A 16,539-nucleotide genomic window follows, 5' to 3' on the forward strand; every position below is an offset into this window, starting at 1 on the left:
ATCATCCGGAGGAGCAGGGCTCGTGCGCGCGCGCACCCTGTGGGAGAGCTTCGGTTTTGCCTTCGCCGGGCTGCGCTACGCCTGGCGGACCCAGCGGAACCTGCGGATCCATGGGGCGATCACGGCTCTGGTGATCGCCCTCGCCGGGCTGCTCGGGTTCGATCCCCTCCGCTGGGCCATCCTCCTGCTCACCATCGCCATGGTGTGGGCGGCGGAGCTGCTCAACACCGCCCTCGAGACGGTGGTGGATCTCGTCAGCCCCACCTTCCATCCGATGGCCCGGATCGCCAAGGACGTGTCGGCGGGGATGGTTCTGCTGTGCGCCATCGCCGCTGTGCTGATCGGCCTGGCCCTCTTCGGCCCGCCCCTGTGGGCCCTCGGTGCCCGCTTTCGTTAACCTTCCTGTTCGGAGCTTCCCGAATGGAGAGACCACGCCCTCCCGCTGCACCGGCCGTCCTTCCACCTCAAAGAGAGGAGAAGGCTCCCGCTCCCTCAGGCTTCTCGGTCCTCCCGTCCCTCCCCACGCTGGGGACGGGGAGCCTCCTTTTCATACTCCTGTTCGCCCTGTATATACCGGTCCTCTCCGTCGGCTTTTTCTCGGACGATCTGCTCCTGACCGTGATCGCCCCTCGGGATCCCCTCGCGCTGTTCCGGAGCGCGGAGGGGCTCTTGCACTATCGGCCTCTTTCCATGTCGCTCTTCTGGCTTGTCGGGCGCGCTTTTGGATTTCAGGGGGCGGTCTTCCATTTCCTCACCCTGAGCGTTCACCTGTTGAACGCCTCCCTGCTCTATTCGATCCTGCGACGGCTCGGCGTCCCTCGGGCCCCGGCGTGGAGCGCCACGGCGCTCTTCGGGTTGCTCCCCTTCGCCCACGAGGCCATCGCCTTCGTGATGGGATCGGTGCACAGCCTGGCCCTCCTCTGGATGCTGAGCGCCACCGCCCTCGCCCTCCGGCCGGGCCGATCCCCTCGTTGGGGTCATGCCCTCCTCGCCCTCGGGGCCTATCTGGCGGCCGTCCTCTCCCACGAGACCGGCATCGTCTGGCCCGCCCTGCTGCTCCTGCTGGAGCGATGGCGTCCGGGACGGTTCCAGGGCCTTCGTCCCCTGATCCTCGCCGGCTTCGCTCTGGGAGCCGGTTACATGCTCTTCTGGCGGACTCGTCCGCGGGGCGATCCGGGGGTGCTGGCGCTGCCCATCTTCACCCTGGAAAGCAGCCTCTACGCCGTTCAGGGATGGCTGTATCCCCTGGGGCCGGCGCTCCGGCCGCTATGGGAGGCCCTCTTCGGGCCACGGCCGATCCTCCTGCGAGCCCTGCGGCCGGGGGACTGGGCCTTCCTGGGCCTGGGGCTGGGGGTGACCGTAGCGATGATGGCCATCGCCCGGCCTCGCCGGCTGGTCGCCCTGGGATTGGGATGGTTCGCCGTCAGCATCACCCCATCCCTGCTGTTCTGGGGCCCGGCCTCCGGGATGATGAATTATCCGCGGATGCTGGTGATCCCCGGCGTGGGCAGCGCCATGGCCTGGGCCGCGGTCGTGGAAAGCGGGCGGCAACGCGGGGCCGGCGGGCGAGGGCTGGTGGGAGCAGGTCTGGGCGTCACGCTCCTCGTCTCCACCCTTGTCACCGTCGCTTCGCTGGGGTATTACCAGGATGCCACGCGCATCCTGCGGGGGATGGCCGCGGCAGCCTGGGAGGCCGGGGATCGCCCCATCCTCTACGTCAACCTCCCCTACAACGTGGGCTACCGATGGTTCCGCGCTCGCTTTTATCCTTACATCTATGGGGGCGCAGGAGCCGTGCTCATCACCACGGACCGGGAGCTGGCCCGGTATATCCGACTGAACGGAGGCCCGGATCTCACGGGCCGGCCCTCGGGATGGGTGGAGAGCCGGCGCTTAGAGGTCCTTTACCCCAACTGGTTCACCCCCGCGCCGCCCATCGACTTCCCCGGCCTGCGGGACACCCTGGAGGATCACGCGGTGTATGTGTTCCGGGAGGATCTCGCCTGGGTCCCCCTCCACGAAATCTGGCGGGTTCATGGGATGTCCGACCGCGTGCATGCGGAGGCACCTCCCCTGGAGATCCTGGAGCCCAGCCCGCGCTTCGATGGGCGGATCGCGCTGCGCGGCTGGCGGATCGATGAGGAGGCCGGGGAGCTGATCCTGGCCTGGGAGGCCCTGGCCCCGCCGGAGCGCCGATGGCATGTGTTCGTCCATTTGCTGGACGAGAAGGGCGAGCTCCTCGGACAGGCCGACGGGCCGATGGCCGGTGGGCTGGCACCTACCGAGGCATGGCGGACCGGGGATTGGGTGATCGACCGTCGCCCGCTCCCCCCGGGGATCCGACCGGCCGCCCTCCGCCTCGGCCTCTACGATTGGACCAGCGGGGAGCGGGCGACGGTGGAATGGGGAACGCTCAGGCCCCCGGACCGATACGTGGTTCTTGCAACCCCCCGATGAGATCCGGGCGCGTCACCACATCCCCCACTCCGCCAGGGCATCCTCCTCCATCATGGAGGGATCCCACATCTCCATACTCAGGGTGACCTTCGTCGGCCGGCCGGTCACCTGCTCCGTCACGTAACGCACCTGCTCCAGCAGGTAGGGGCCGGCGGGGCAGAAGGGGGTGGTGAGGATCATGGTGATCTGCACCAGATCCGGCTGGACCTCGATGTTGCGGATCAGGCCCAGGGAGACCACGTTCATCCCGATCTCCGGGTCTACCACGGTGCGGAGGGCCTCGCGGATCTTCTGGATCAGCTCCTCCTCGGATCCAGCAGGAGAAGCGGACTGGGGAGCCACCTCGTTCTCCGGCATCGGAGACCTCCTCAAAAAGGATGTTCGTGGGTGGAGGCAGGGGAACGGCCCTCGACTTCGGGGAGCGCGCTTCCCACCCTCGCCTCACGCGGCGGAGGGATAGGAGGGCTCCTCCCTCTGGAAGCTGACGGACGAAGGCGCGGCGGTTCGGATGATGAAGGTGCAGCAGAGATCGCCGCTCAGGATGCAACTGGAACGCTCCACGTCCGCCTCCAGGGTAAGGGCGATGAGGGCTCGATCCAGGTCGCACACCTCAGGATGATGATGGACCACATAATTGTAAGGGCAATTGTATTGATGGAGGCGGAGCTCATTGCCCAGGCGCTCCCATCGGGCCAGGAAACCTTCCTCCCCCAGCAGCTCCACCAGGGCCTCCAGCTTTTCCTCCAGAGTCCGGCAGGCCCGCACCCGCTCCCCATGCTCCACCGCGATCTCCTGCGCCATGGCGATGAAGAGGCGGTGGATCTCCTCCTCGGGGAGACGGGATTTAAGTTCGTTGAGCAGACGAGCAGCTAGGCGATGGTAACCCTGGGGGAACTGGGAGAGGGCCTCCTCCCGCAGGAAGAACACCAGCCGGGGCCGGCCCACCCCCCGCCGCTCCACCTGCGCATCCACCAACCCTTGACGCTGCAGGATGTTCAGGTGATAATGGACGGTGACCGGCGTAAGCCCCAGCTCCTCGGCGAGCTGCGCCGCGGTCATCCGCCCCCGTTCCTTTAAACGCTGCAGGATCTGCTGTCGGGTCTGGCTCATCGATCGCCCACCTTCCCCAGGCATCGGGTGAGGAATCCGCCCTGTTAAGAGTCCGCATCATCCCCATCTTAGCCGGTTTCCCGCCTCCTGTCAATTTCGCAGATTTTTATGAAAAGTATTGACAAACACGGGTGGGCGTGGTAAGATGAAGCCTGAGTCTACCCGTGAGGGGGAGAGCGATGGAGGACGCGCTGATCATCCGGGATCTCCACGTCCGCGTGGAGGGCAAGCCGGTCCTGCGGGGGGTGGATCTGACGGTGCGCAAGGGGGAGATCCACGCCCTGATGGGCCCGAACGGTTCCGGCAAGACCACCCTGGCCTACGTCCTGATGGGACATCCCGCTTACACCGTGGAGCGGGGGGAGGTGCTCTGGAAGGGGCAGAACCTTCTGGAGCTGCCGCCCGACGAGCGGGCCCATCTGGGGCTGTTCCTGGCCTTCCAGTATCCGGTGGCGGTGCCGGGGGTCACGGTGGCCAACTTCCTGCGCACGGCGCTGAACGAGCGCCGCAAGCGCCTGAACCCCGAGGACAAAGGGATCCCGATCCCGGAGTTCCGCAAGCTGTTGCGAGAGAAGCTGGCCCTGCTGGGGCTGGAGGAATCCTTTGCCAGCCGTTACGTCAACGATGGCTTCTCCGGCGGCGAGAAGAAGCGGCTGGAGATCCTCCAGATGGCCGTGTTGCAGCCGGAGATGGCCATCCTGGATGAGACCGACTCGGGGCTGGACATCGACGGGGTGCGCACGGTGGCCGAGGGGATCAACCGGGTCTTCGGCCCCCACATGGGGATCCTGCTCATCACCCACTATCAGCGCATCCTGAACTACGTGAAGCCTCACTTCGTTCACGTGATGTATAACGGCCGCATCGTGGCCTCCGGCGGGCCGGAGCTGGCCCTGGAGCTGGAGGAGAAGGGCTACGAGTGGCTGCGAGAGCAGTTCGCCGAGCAACCCACGGCCTGAGGGGGGATCATGGCGGCGGAGACCTTCGATCTGAGCGAGCTGGGCACGTATAAATACGGGTTCGCAATGCCCGAGCGTTACGTCTATAAGGCCCGCAAGGGCCTCTCCCGGGAGATCGTGGAGGAGATCTCCTGGCTGAAGGGGGAGCCCGACTGGATGCGGGAGTTTCGCCTGCGAGCGCTGGAGATCTTCCTCGCCAAGCCCATGCCCACCTGGGGGGCGGACCTCTCGGGGATCAATTTCGATGACATCTACTACTACATCAAGCCCACCGACAAGAAGAGCCGCTCGTGGGACGAGGTGCCGGAGGAGATCCGGCGCACCTTCGAGCTCCTGGGCATCCCCGAGGCCGAGCGCAAGTTCCTGGCCGGAGTGGGCGCACAGTATGAAAGCGAGGTGGTTTACCACAACCTCCAGGAGCACCTGCGCAAGCTGGGCGTGATCTTCGTGGACACCGACACGGCGGTGCGGGAGTATCCGGACCTGGTGCGGGAATACTTCGGGACGGTGGTCCCGCCCGACGACAACAAGTTCGCCGCCCTGAACTCCGCCGTCTGGTCCGGCGGCTCCTTCATCTACGTGCCGCCGGGGGTCCATGTGGATCTCCCGCTTCAGGCCTACTTCCGCATCAACGCCCAGAACGTGGGCCAGTTCGAGCGCACCCTGATCATCGCGGAAGAAGGATCTTTCGTGCATTATGTAGAGGGTTGTACTGCTCCAATATATACTACCGACTCCCTGCACAGCGCGGTGGTGGAGATCATCGTCAAGCCGGGCGCCCGGGTGCGCTACACGACGATCCAGAACTGGTCCACCAACGTTTACAACCTGGTGACCAAGCGGGCTGTGGTCTATCGTGACGCGGTGATGGAGTGGGTGGATTGCAACCTGGGCTCTAAGGTGACGATGAAATACCCGAGCGTTTACCTGATGGAGCCGGGGGCCCGCGGGGAGATCCTGTCCATCGCTTTTGCGGGCCGCGGCCAGCATCAGGACGCGGGGGGGAAGGCGATCCACGCCGCTCCCCACACCCGCTCCCGCATCATCTCCAAGTCCATCAGCAAGGATGGAGGGCGCACCTCCTATCGAGGCCTGGTGCGGGTCTACCCGGGCGCCGAGGGCTCCACGGTCAGCGTCAACTGCGACGCCCTGATCCTGGATGAGATCTCCCGCTCCGACACGTATCCGTATATGGAGATCGAGGAGGACAACGTCACCATCGGCCACGAGGCCACGGTGAGCAAGATCAGCGACGAGCAACTCTTCTATCTGATGAGCCGGGGCATCCCCCAGGAAGAGGCGGCGGCGATGATCGTCACCGGCTTCGTCGAGCCCCTGGTGAAGGAACTGCCCATGGAATACGCCGTGGAGATGAACCGGCTCATCCGCCTGCAGATGTCCGGCTCGGTGGGTTAAACCACCGGGGTTGCAGGAGGAGGCCGGGCACCGGAGGCGCCCCGGCGATGGATCGCTGCCGGGGCGCCCCGGGGACCCGGGACCTCGCCGTCTGCCTGGACCGTTCCGCCCAGGAGCTTCCAGACGGATCATCTTCACCCCATAACCTCACAGGAGGTCGAGATCCGCAATGGCGGAAGCATCGGAGATCCGCGAAGCGGCCCGGGGGATCGGGCCGGAGGCCTTCCAGGCCTTCCTGGCCGCCCGGGAGGAACCCGATTGGCTCCGGCAAGCCCGCCGGGAGGCCTGGGAGATCCTGCGGGAGACCCCCAAGCCCGGCCCGACCGATGAAGCATGGCGGCGCACCGACATCCAGGCCCTGGCTGTGGAGGAGCTGGCCACCGTCCTTTTCCCGGACGGATCCTCCCCGGCCCCGGAGATGCGCCAAATCGTGGAGCCGAGCGAGGACCTGTCGGGGGGGCTGCTGTTGCTCGACAGCGGGGTGGCCCTGCACTGGCTGGATGAGCGCCTGCACCGCCGGGGTCTGATCTTCACGGATCTGGCCACTGCGGCCCGGGAGCATCCGGACCTCGTCGCCTCGCACCTGGGACAGGTGGTCCGGCCGGGGGACGGCTTCTTCGCCGCGATGAACGGCGCCTTCTGGCGCAACGGCATCTTCCTGTATGTGCCGCGGGATCTGGAGGTCCCCCTGCCCCTGCGGGCGGTGATCGGCTTGCAGGAGCTGCCGACCGACATCTCTCGCATCCTGATCGTGGTGGAGCCGGGCGCTCAGGTGACCTTCATCGACGAACGCCTGGCGGATGACGCGGTGGGGGCCGCCTTCCACAACGGGGTGGTGGAGATCCACCTGAAGGAGAACGCCCGCCTGACCTACATCGCCCTCCAGAACTGGGGCCGTTACATGTGGAACTTCACCCACGAGCGGGCCTTTGTGGACCGCGACAGCACCCTGGACTGGGTGGTGGTGGGGATGGGAGGTGGCGTCACCAAGACCTTCCTGGAGGTCGCCCTCATCGGCCGCGGGTCCACAGCCTACATGTCCGGCGTCTTCTTCCTGGACGGCCAGCAACACGCCGACTACGACACCGAGCAGGATCACATCGCGCCCTACACCAAAAGCGATCTGCTCTACAAAGTCGCCCTGAAGGATCGAGCCCGCTCCGTTTGGCAGGGGATGATCCGGGCGCACCCCGGAGCTCAGAAGACCGACGCTTACCAGGCCAACCGCAACCTGATCCTCTCCCCCCATGCCCGGGCGGACTCCATCCCCGGCCTGGAGATCATGGCCAACGACCTGCGCTGCACCCACGGGGCCACTGTCGGCCAGATCAACGAGGAAGAGCTCTTCTATCTGATGTCCCGCGGCCTCTCCCGGACGGTCGCCACGCGGCTCATCGTGGAGGGGTTCTTCGCACCCGTCTTGGACCGTATCCCTGTGGCCGATGTCCGGCGCCAGGCGGATCACATCATCCACCGCAAGCTGGGCGTGCCACCGGAGGAAGAGTAGGGGCGATCCGGGAGGGGGGTCGCCCCTACCCGATTCACCTAAAATAAATAGGGGATAGGGAGCATTGATGCAGGGCGGCCCGGCCTTTACAGAGGAACGTTTATCCGGGGAACATGCGGGGAGGACCCCTATGGGAAGCGTGGGGCTACAAGCCATCCTGGATGTGGAACGGATCCGGGCGGATTTCCCCATCCTCCACCAGACCGTGAACGGGAAACCCCTGGTGTTTTTGGACAGCGCGGCCAGCTCTCAGAAGCCCATCCCGGTGATCGAGGCGATGAACGCTTATTACCGCACCACCCACGCCAACGTCCACCGCGGGGTCTACCGCCTGAGCGAGCAGGCCACCGCGCTGTATGAGGAGGCCCGGCGCAAGATCGCCGCCTTCATCGGCGCCGCTTCCCCTAAAGAGATCATCTTCACCCGCAACGCCACCGAGTCCATCAACCTGGTGGCCTACGCCTGGGCCCGCCCCTTCCTGCGGGAGGGAGACGAGATCCTCCTCACGGAGATGGAGCACCACAGCAACTTGGTCCCCTGGTTCCTGGTGGCTCAGGAGAAGGGGCTCCGCATCCGATATATCCCCATCGACGATGAGGGCCGCCTGCGGCTGGATCTGCTGGATGCGCTGATCACCGAGCGGACCCGGCTGGTGGCGGTGACGATGATGTCGAACGTGCTGGGGACCATCAACCCCCTCCGACCGATCATCGAGAAGGCCCACGCGGTGGGGGCCGTCGTGTTGGTGGACGGCGCCCAGGGGGTTCCGCATCTCCCGGTGAACGTCCAGGAGCTGGGATGCGATTTCCTGGCCTTCTCCGGCCATAAGATGTGCGGCCCCACCGGGATCGGGGTGCTGTGGGGGCGGCGCGAGCTCCTGGAGGCCATGCCCCCCTTCCTGGGCGGCGGCGACATGATCCGCCGGGTCACCTTCGAGGGCGCGGAATGGAACGAGCTGCCCTACAAGTTCGAAGCGGGAACCCCGGCCATCGCCGAGGCCATCGGGCTGGGAGCGGCGGTGGATTACCTGAGCCAAATCGGGCTGGAGGCCATCCACCGCCATGAGCAGGCCCTGGCCGCCTACGCTATGGAGCGCTTGAGTGAGATCCCCGGCCTTCGCATCGTGGGGCCTCCCCCTGCGGAGCGCGGCGGCGTGGTGGCCTTCGCCATGGATCGCATCCACCCCCACGACATCGCCACCATCCTGGATCGGGAGGGCATCTGTATCCGGGCCGGCCACCACTGCGCGATGCCGCTCCATGAGCGACTGGGCCTCACCGCCACCGCCCGGGCCAGTTTCTATCTCTATAACACGATGGAAGAGGTGGACCGGCTGGCGGAGGGGCTGGAGATCGTGCGCCGGACCTTCCGGCGCCTGGCCTGAGCCGATCAGGCGGCCCGGCGCAGCTCCACCGGCTGGCCGGACTCCGTCAGGAGCAGGGGCATCGCCTGCCCCCGGATGGCTTCCGCGGTGACGATGCAACGACGGATGTGGGGATGAGAGGGGATCTCATACATCACGTCTAACAGCGTCCGCTCCAGGATGGCCCGCAGGGCCCGGGCCCCCGTCCCCAGGCGCAGCGCCTCCTCCGCAGCCGCCTCGATGGCCTCCGGCGTGAAGATCAGCTCCACGTTGTCCAGGGCGAACAGCCGCTGGAATTGCTTCACCAGGGCGTTGCGGGGCCGGGTCAGCACCGCCTTCAGCGCCTCCCGATCCAGGGGATCCACCGGGATCACCACCGGCAGCCGCCCCACCAGCTCCGGGATCAGGCCGAAGCGGATGAGATCCTCGGGGGCCACCTGCTGCAGCAGCTCCGCCTCCGACAGGCTGATCCGCCCCCGGGCTCTGACCTCGCCGGGGAAGCCGATATGCCCGCGCAACCCCAGGCGCTCGGCGATGATCTTCGAAAGCCCCTCGAAGGCCCCGCCGCAGATGAAGAGGATGTTGGTGGTGTCGATCTGGATGAACTCCTGGTGGGGATGCTTCCGCCCGCCCTGCGGAGGGACGTTGGCGATGGTCCCCTCGATGATCTTGAGAAGGGCCTGCTGCACGCCCTCCCCCGAGACATCCCGGGTGATGGAAGGGTTGTCGCCAGATTTGCGGGCGATCTTGTCGATCTCATCGATGTAGACGATGCCCTTCTCCGCCCGCTCCAGGTTGTAGTCGGCCGCCTGGATCAGCCGGAGGAGGATGTTCTCCACATCCTCCCCCACGTAACCGGCCTCCGTCAAAGAGGTGGCGTCGGCGATGGCGAAGGGGACGTCGAGGATGCGGGCCAGGGTGCGCGCCAGCAGGGTCTTCCCGCAGCCGGTGGGGCCGATGAGCAGGATGTTGCTCTTCTCGATCTCCACATCCTCCCAGCGTCCCCTGCTGGTGATCCGCTTGTAGTGGTTGTAGACCGCCACCGACAGCACCCGCTTCGCCCGCTCCTGCCCAACGACATACTGGTCCAGGTAAGCGTAGATCTCCCGAGGGGAGGGAAGACGCGAGGGAACGGACAGGGGGAGGCCGGCCTCCCGGCGCTCCCCCCGCAGCATCCGATAGCTAAGCTCCACACACGCCTCGCAGATGTAAACCCCATCCGGGCCCGCCAGAAGCCGACCCGTCTCCTCCGGATCCCGCCGACAGAAGGAGCAGCGGGGCGCTTCCTTGCGGGCGCGTTGCATCCCCGGTCACTCCTTATGCCCGTCTGGGGTGGCGGCCGCCCGGGTGGGAAGCGGCGGCAGCTCCTTGTGCGGCGGCGGCTTCAGCACCTCATCGATGATCCCGTATTTGACCGCCTCCTCCGCCGACATGTAGTAATCCCGATCGAAATCGTCGGCGATCCGCTCCACCGGCTGGCCGGTGTGGCGGGCCAGCAACTCGAAGATCAGGTTCTGCATCCGCATCAGCTCTTTATACTGGATCTCCACGTCGGGAGCGTAGCCATGGGCCCCGCCGCCAGCCGGGTGCATGTGGATGGTGGCATGGGGGAGCGCGAAGCGACGGCCCTTGGTGCCGGCCGCCAGCAACACCGTGGCCATGCTGGCCGTCCACCCCACCGCGATGGTGGAGATGGGGGCGCGCACCTGCTGCATGGTGTCATAGATGGCCAGGCCCGGATAGATCAGCCCGCCCGGCGAGTTGATGTAAAGCCGGATCTCCTCCTCCGGATCCTCCCGATCCAGATAGAGCAACTGCGCGACCACCAGGTTCGCCACCTGATCCGTGATGGGGGTTCCCAGGAAGATGATCCGCTCCTTCAGCAGCAGCGAGTAGATGTCGTAAACCCGCTCGCCGCGCCCCGTGTTCTCGATCACCATCGGGATCAGCAGCTCCGGCAACCCTTCCCGAGCCATCGCCCGCCTCCTTCCAATCGTCACGTGGGGTCTGAGGGTTCAACAGAGGAGGGAACCGCCTCCTCCGCCTCCGGTTCAGGAGCCGGAGAGGCCTCCGCCATCACGGGGGACACCGCCTCCCCCCGCGCGATGGCCACCAGGCGTTCCAGCGCCCGGCTCAGCAGAAGCCGCGACCGGAGGCTGGACATCACCGTCGGCCTCAAGCGCTGCCAGGCCTCCTCCGAGACCTGGAGCCGCTGGCGAACCGCGCCAGCCTCCTCCTCCAGCTCCTCCTCAGGGACGGAGAGCCCCTCCTCCTGCGCCAGCTGATACAGGATCAGGCCCCGGCGGATCCGCTGCTCCGCCTGAGGCCGCAGCTCCTCCCGCAACGCCTCCGGCGTCTGATTGCGCTCCTTCAGATAAGACTCCAAATCCTGTCCGCGTCGACGCAGCGTGTTCTCCAGATCCTCGATGAGATCGTCGATCTCCTCCTCCAGCATCTGCGGGGGGAACTCCACCTCCGCCTGCTCGGCCAGGGCCTTCAGAGCCCGCTCCGCGTATTCGGCGTCATATTGGCGGCGGAGATGGGCCGCCAGATCCTCCCGGATCTTCGCCTTCAGATCCTCCAGGGTCTCGAAGTCCCCCACCGTCTGGGCCAGGGCGTCATCCAGATCCGGAAGGAGATAGCGCGCGAGCCCGGTGAGCGTCGCCTCGACCTGCAGCGTCCGCGATGGATCCCCGGGCCAGGGCAGATCGAAGGACCGCGTCTCATTGAGGGCCATCCCGACGATCCGCTCCTCCAACCCGGGCAGCGGCGGGGCCTCCTGGCCCAGCACGAAGGAGAATTCATCCTCCAGAAGGGTTTTCCCCTCCGCGTCCCTCGCCCGCAGGGCGACCGTGACCATCATCCCGGGCTCCGCTGTCCCCTCCGAAAGGGGCTCAATGATGGCGTTGTCCCGCCGCAACCGCTCCAGGACTTCCTGCACCGCTTCCTCCGTGGGTTGCGGCGGCTCATAGGGCACCCGCAGGGACCGGTAGTCGCCGAGCCGGACCTCAGGCTTCAACGGCACGATCACCCGGAAGGTGAGGGGCTCCGGCTGGATCTGCTCCAGCCGGCCCGGCCCATAGGGATCCAGGCCGAGCTGATCCAGGGCCTCCCGGTAGACCTCCTGGCTGAGGAGCTCCACCGCCTCCTCGAAGATCGCCTCCCGACCGAAGGTTCGGAGCACCACTTCATAGGGTGCCCGACCGCGGCGGAAGCCCGGGATCTCGTAGCGCTCCGAGAAGCGCCGGGCGACCCGGCGCATTGCCTGCTCCACCCGTTCCGGCTCGACCTCGATGGTCAGGGCCACCTGGCGTGACGGGAGGCTCTCGCTCGTGATCCGCACCCGTAGGCTCCTCCTTCTTCGGAATCCCGACGGATCCCCACCGGGAGCGCCTTCCCATCCCCTCCGCGCGTGACGCCCGGCCTGCGCCCCAGGGGATGAGCGGGAGGATCCGGCCGGTCACGTGGAATTATAACGAGCCCATGATGGAGCTGCAACAAACGGTGCGTATAATAATGTGGTGGGTCCATCGGATGGACGCTCTCCGAGATAGAGGAGGGAGCGATCATGCCCGGGGCCGAGGCGCCGATGCTGGTGATCACCGAGGGGCAGCTGGCCGGGCATCGCTGGCCGATCGATCAGGAGGTGCTCCTCATCGGCCGCGGCGAGGGCTGTGACCTGGTCCTTCCCGAGCGTCAGATCTCCCGGCAGCACGCCCGGCTCCGACGGGAGGCCGACGGTTATTACATCGAGGATCTGGGCAGCAAAAACGGGACGTTCATCAACGGCCAGGCGCTCCCCCCGTTCGTCCCTCATCGGCTGAAGGATGGAGATGAGATCGCGCTGGCCCTGTGCGTGCGCATGCGCTTCATCAGCGCCGAGGCCACGCTCCCCCTGGAATCCCCTCCCGTCGCCTGGCTCTCCCAGGGCCTGATCATCGATCGGGCTGCCCGCCGGGTGTGGGTGAACGGCCGAGAGGTGAACCCGCCGCTCTCCCCGGCTCAGTTCCGCGCCCTGGAGCGTCTGGCCCTGGCGCACGGCGCGGTGGTCTCCCGGGAGGAATTGGTGGGTTATATCTGGCCGGAGGAGGACCCGCGGGGGGTGACGGAACAGGCCCTGGACGCCCTGATCCGTCGACTGCGGGAGCGTCTGGCCCAGGTCGACCCCGGGCGGGATTACATCCTGACGGTGCGCGGGCACGGCTTCCGCCTGGCCGACGTGCCCCTGCAACTCAAGGGCCAGCCGGAGGAACGATGAGGACCCAGCGGGCCTCTCGACGCGCCCTCGGGACGGCGGCGGAGACGTTCGTGGCCGCCCATCTGGAAGCTCGTGGATACCGCATCCGGGCCCGGAACTGGCGCTGCCCGTTCGGGGAGATCGATCTGATCGCCGAAGGAGACGGCTGGCTGCTCTTCATCGAGGTCCGCGCCCGGCGCAACGACCGCTTCGGACGGCCGGAGGAGAGCCTGAGCCCGCGCAAGCGCCGGCGCCTGCAGCAGACAGCCCTGGCCTATCTGGGCCAGCTGGAAGGCCCGGAGCCCAGCTGGCGGGTGGATCTGGCCGCTGTGTCCCTGGACCCTCGGGGTCGGCCCATGGAGGTCTCCTTCATCGAGAACATCCTGGAGTAGAGGCGGCCCGGGGCCGTCCGGGTCGGGATGAGCGGCTTCAATCGGGGTTCCCTTTCCCGCGCAACGGAAGGCGGATGATGGGGGTGTAGATCGCCCCCTCTGGATGGAGATCGCTGCGCATCAGGGTGATCTCCTCCACCCGCACCTCCCCCAGCTGCCCCACGGGGGTTCGCGCGATCACCTCCGCGATCTGCCGGTGATGGACAGGGGTGGCATCCCGGCTCACCCGGGCCAGCGTGAGATGGGGCTGATACGGCCGATCCTCAGGGGGATACCCCAGCTTCTGCATGCTGGCCTCCACCAAGCGCTGAAAGCCCGCCAGCGCCCGCGTGGGATCGGACACCCCCACCCAGATCACCCGGGGATGGCGGGGATCCGGGAAGCACCCGAGCCCCTCCACCACGAACATGAAAGGCCCACGCTCCAGGGTCAGTCCCCGCAGCGCCGCGATGATCTCATCGATCTGAGCGGCAGGGACCATCCCCAGGAATTTCAAGGTGAGATGGATGCTCTCCGGACGCACCCAGCGGATCGGGAGATCCCGGAGCTCCTGACGCAGACGACGCTGCACCTCCGCCAGCTTTTGCTGGAGCGCATCGGGCAGCTCCACCGCGATGAAGGCGCGCACCGCCACCATCCCAAGCCCTCCCGAAGGTGGCAGGATAGAGGGCTCCTCTCCCGCATGTGGACAGGCGATCGGAAAACGCGATGGTGGTGCGGCGCTCTCTGCGCACCACCATCGCCCCCGTCCCATTATAGAACAGAAAACGCAGGCGTCCCCGGTGCGCGGTCGCGGGCGGCTCAACCCGACTCGATCTCCACGCGACGCAACGTCAGAGCCTGAGGGGCGGGAACCGGAAGGAGTCCCGCGGAAAGACCGGCGGCAGGATCCAGGGTCAGGAACTGGTTGTCGATCCAGGCCACGAACCCCAGGGGGCCGGGGGGAGCGAGGGGCGCGCGATGGACCTCTTCTCCATCCACTTCGAAAATCACCTGACGGCGTTCCCAGCGCAGGACGTAGCGATGCCATGCCGTGAGATCGATCTCCAGAGGACGCTGAGAGACCGCCATCCAGCGTGCGCCCAGGGAGAGGACGGTGCGGGCGAGGGGTGGGGCTTTCAGGAGCCGCCACAAGCCCTGCTGGAGCCACCCGGGGATCCGGAGGCGGGGGCCGGTCGGGCTGCGCCACACCATTGCCAGCCAGCCCCGCCCCGCATCCGCAGGGGACAGCGCGATCCGGGAGGGAGGCGAGGCGAAGAAGAACCAGACTGCGGAAGGGGGGCCGATGAGGGCGCCCGGCATCGCCGCCGCGTTCCAGAACCCGAACCCCGCTGTCCCCACCAGCGTTTCCATGGGATGGGAAAAGCGCGCCTCGACGATCAGGCGAACCGGTGGACGCCAGACGAAGCGGGAGCCTCCATAATCATCGAGCTGGGCGTCCGCATAGCGATCCCCGGGGCTGGGGAGCAGCATCAGATGGAGGGCCTCCGCGTCCGCAACGATCTGGGCGGCCCCCATGGTCATCCGCACCCATGGCCGGTCCGCCGGCTTCAGGGGCGCCCCCCGGTTCATATGCCGGATCCCCGAGGCCTTACGAGGAGGACGGGCGATCGGCGAGGGCGGCGATCCCGGGGAGGGTGCGGCCCTCCAGGAACTCCAGGCTGGCCCCTCCGCCGGTGGAGATGTGGGTGATGCGGTCCGCGACGCCGGCGGCGTGCACGGCCGCCACCGAGTCCCCTCCGCCCACGATGCTGATCGCCCCGCTCTCCGCCACAGCCCGGGCGATGGCGAAGGTCCCCTCGGCGAAGCGCGGGAACTCAAAGACGCCCATAGGTCCGTTCCAGACGATGAAGGCGGCCCGCCGGATCTCCTCGGCATAGCGGGCCACGGTCTGCGGCCCGATGTCCAGGATCCGCCATCCGTCCGGCACCTGATCCACCGGCACCACCTGGGCCCGGGCATCCGGGGCGAACGCGTCGGCGATCACCACGTCCACCGGCAGCATCAGGCGTTCCCCGCCTTCCTGGAGGAGGCGCCGGGCGGTCTCCAGGGCCTCGTCCTCCACCAGCGAATCGCCCACCCGGTAGCCCATGGCCTTCAAGAAGGTGTTGGCCATCCCGCCGCCGATGAGCACTCGATCCGCCCGGGCGAGCAGGCTCTCGATGACCCCGATCTTATCGGAGATCTTGGCCCCCCCGAGGATCGCCACGAAAGGCCGGCCCGGGTTCGTGAGGGCCTGGCTCAGATAACGGATCTCTTTCTCCATGAGGAAGCCGGCGACGACCGGGATGAAACGGGCGATGGCTTCGACCGAGGCGTGGGCGCGATGGGCTGCGCCGAAGGCGTCGTTCACGCACAGATCCGCCAGGCGGGCCAGCCGGCGGGCGAACTCGGGGTCGTTCTTTTCCTCCTCCGGATGGAACCGGAGGTTCTCCAGCAACAGCACCTGGCCGGGCTGCAGGGCCGCAGCCATCGCCTCCACCTCCGGGCCCACGCAGTCGGGGGCCATCTGGACCGGGCGGCCCAGCAGCTCGCTCAGGCGCTCGGCCACCGGGCGAAGGCTGAAGGCCGGGTCGGGCTTCTTCGGGCGGCCCAGGTGCGACATCACGATGAGGGCCGCGCCCTGGTCGAGGAGATACTGCAGCGTGGGCAGGGTCGCCCGGATCCGCGTGTCGTCGGTCACCTTCCCATCGGCGATGGGCACGTTGAAATCCACGCGGACCAGGACCCGGCGTCCGCGGACGTCCACATCTCGCACGGTCATCTTGTTCATCGCGGATCCTCCCCGCTGAACGGAGGGCTCAGGCTCCAACAAGATCACAAACCACCTGCGCACCCCGTCTCCTCATTTTACCCGGACCCCCGGAGGCGCAGGCCGTCTTCCTCCCAGGATGGGTGTGTCCCAAAATCGTAGGACAACTGCTCGCAGTTGTCCTACAAGGCGGCCAGGCCCGACAAAATCGGGACACACCCCCGAGAATCCTCCGGAAAACCCTCACTTCACATTACCGGAAGAGAGGCACAGGGGCCAGTGACGAACGGAGGCCCAGTATGTGAATTTCATCACAAATCGAGGATTTGAGGGCCTGAGATGTGGA

At 66.9% G+C, this 16,539-nt stretch carries 16 protein-coding genes; 8 read left to right on the forward strand and 8 right to left on the reverse strand.

Annotated elements, in window-relative coordinates; genetic code table 11:
* The first annotated feature begins 22 nt into the window (after positions 1–22).
* Together KNN16_RS09680 and KNN16_RS09685 are read left to right on the forward strand one after the other, a co-directional pair.
* Positions 23–397 (forward strand): diacylglycerol kinase family protein, encoded by a 375-nt coding sequence (locus KNN16_RS09680; protein WP_299283831.1) that lies wholly within the window; start codon positions 23–25, stop codon positions 395–397.
* A gap of 272 nt (positions 398–669) precedes the next feature.
* A complete protein-coding gene (locus KNN16_RS09685; protein WP_303896630.1) occupies positions 670–2,457 on the forward strand; it encodes a hypothetical protein in 1,788 nt (595 codons plus the stop codon).
* A 12-nt stretch (positions 2,458–2,469) separates the two neighbouring features.
* Here KNN16_RS09685 and KNN16_RS09690 read toward each other — a convergent pair whose 3' ends face one another.
* Positions 2,470–2,814 (reverse strand): metal-sulfur cluster assembly factor, encoded by a 345-nt coding sequence (locus KNN16_RS09690; protein WP_299283827.1) that lies wholly within the window; start codon positions 2,812–2,814, stop codon positions 2,470–2,472.
* Positions 2,815–2,898: 84 nt separating this feature from the next.
* Positions 2,899–3,567, reverse strand: a complete 669-nt coding sequence (locus KNN16_RS09695) for a metalloregulator ArsR/SmtB family transcription factor (protein ID WP_299283825.1) — start codon at positions 3,565–3,567, stop codon at positions 2,899–2,901.
* A gap of 179 nt (positions 3,568–3,746) precedes the next feature.
* Here KNN16_RS09695 and sufC point away from each other — a divergent pair, with 179 nt between their 5' ends.
* From sufC to KNN16_RS09715, 4 genes are all read left to right on the forward strand, one after another.
* Positions 3,747–4,526 carry a Fe-S cluster assembly ATPase SufC gene (sufC, locus tag KNN16_RS09700; RefSeq protein ID WP_299283823.1) on the forward strand — a complete coding sequence of 260 codons (780 nt, stop codon included), beginning with the start codon at positions 3,747–3,749 and terminating at the stop codon, positions 4,524–4,526.
* 9 nt (positions 4,527–4,535) lie between these two features.
* Positions 4,536–5,942 (forward strand): Fe-S cluster assembly protein SufB, encoded by a 1,407-nt coding sequence (sufB, locus tag KNN16_RS09705; RefSeq protein WP_303896633.1) that lies wholly within the window; start codon positions 4,536–4,538, stop codon positions 5,940–5,942.
* 169 nt (positions 5,943–6,111) lie between these two features.
* On the forward strand, positions 6,112–7,449 hold the full coding sequence (gene sufD / locus KNN16_RS09710) for a Fe-S cluster assembly protein SufD (RefSeq protein ID WP_303896635.1): 1,338 nt from the start codon (positions 6,112–6,114) through the stop codon (positions 7,447–7,449).
* Positions 7,450–7,579: 130 nt separating this feature from the next.
* The gene (locus KNN16_RS09715; RefSeq protein WP_299283817.1) at positions 7,580–8,833 is read left to right on the forward strand and encodes a cysteine desulfurase; all 1,254 of its coding nucleotides are present in this window, start codon (positions 7,580–7,582) and stop codon (positions 8,831–8,833) included.
* A 5-nt stretch (positions 8,834–8,838) separates the two neighbouring features.
* Here KNN16_RS09715 and clpX read toward each other — a convergent pair whose 3' ends face one another.
* From clpX to tig, 3 genes are read right to left on the reverse strand one after another with little or no spacing between them, the layout of a single operon-like run.
* Complete coding sequence (gene clpX, locus KNN16_RS09720) at positions 8,839–10,116, reverse strand: ATP-dependent Clp protease ATP-binding subunit ClpX (RefSeq protein WP_088571794.1); 1,278 nt, start codon at positions 10,114–10,116, stop codon at positions 8,839–8,841.
* 6 nt (positions 10,117–10,122) lie between these two features.
* Positions 10,123–10,788, reverse strand: a complete 666-nt coding sequence (locus KNN16_RS09725) for a ClpP family protease (RefSeq protein WP_088571795.1) — start codon at positions 10,786–10,788, stop codon at positions 10,123–10,125.
* A gap of 20 nt (positions 10,789–10,808) precedes the next feature.
* Positions 10,809–12,155 carry a trigger factor gene (tig, locus tag KNN16_RS09730; protein WP_303896639.1) on the reverse strand — a complete coding sequence of 449 codons (1,347 nt, stop codon included), beginning with the start codon at positions 12,153–12,155 and terminating at the stop codon, positions 10,809–10,811.
* Between the two features lie 225 nt (positions 12,156–12,380).
* Between tig and KNN16_RS09735 the strand changes: the two genes are divergently transcribed.
* Together KNN16_RS09735 and KNN16_RS09740 are read left to right on the forward strand one after the other, a co-directional pair.
* The gene (locus KNN16_RS09735; RefSeq protein ID WP_299283811.1) at positions 12,381–13,070 is read left to right on the forward strand and encodes an FHA domain-containing protein; all 690 of its coding nucleotides are present in this window, start codon (positions 12,381–12,383) and stop codon (positions 13,068–13,070) included.
* Positions 13,067–13,441, forward strand: coding sequence for a YraN family protein (locus tag KNN16_RS09740; RefSeq protein WP_299283809.1), 375 nt, complete (start codon positions 13,067–13,069; stop codon positions 13,439–13,441). Before KNN16_RS09735 ends, KNN16_RS09740 begins: the two co-directional genes overlap by 4 nt.
* A gap of 37 nt (positions 13,442–13,478) precedes the next feature.
* Here KNN16_RS09740 and thpR read toward each other — a convergent pair whose 3' ends face one another.
* From thpR to pgk, 3 genes are all read right to left on the reverse strand, one after another.
* Positions 13,479–14,078: an RNA 2',3'-cyclic phosphodiesterase gene (gene thpR, locus KNN16_RS09745; protein ID WP_299283807.1), complete on the reverse strand. Its 600-nt coding sequence runs from the start codon at positions 14,076–14,078 to the stop codon at positions 13,479–13,481.
* 164 nt (positions 14,079–14,242) lie between these two features.
* Positions 14,243–15,013, reverse strand: a complete 771-nt coding sequence (locus tag KNN16_RS09750; RefSeq protein WP_303896643.1) for a hypothetical protein — start codon at positions 15,011–15,013, stop codon at positions 14,243–14,245.
* A gap of 19 nt (positions 15,014–15,032) precedes the next feature.
* Positions 15,033–16,214 carry a phosphoglycerate kinase gene (pgk, locus tag KNN16_RS09755; RefSeq protein WP_303896645.1) on the reverse strand — a complete coding sequence of 394 codons (1,182 nt, stop codon included), beginning with the start codon at positions 16,212–16,214 and terminating at the stop codon, positions 15,033–15,035.
* Between the last annotated feature and the right edge of the window lie 325 nt (positions 16,215–16,539).

The organism is Thermoflexus hugenholtzii (assembly GCF_018771565.1).
GTDB classification, from domain to species: domain Bacteria; phylum Chloroflexota; class Anaerolineae; order Thermoflexales; family Thermoflexaceae; genus Thermoflexus; species Thermoflexus hugenholtzii_A.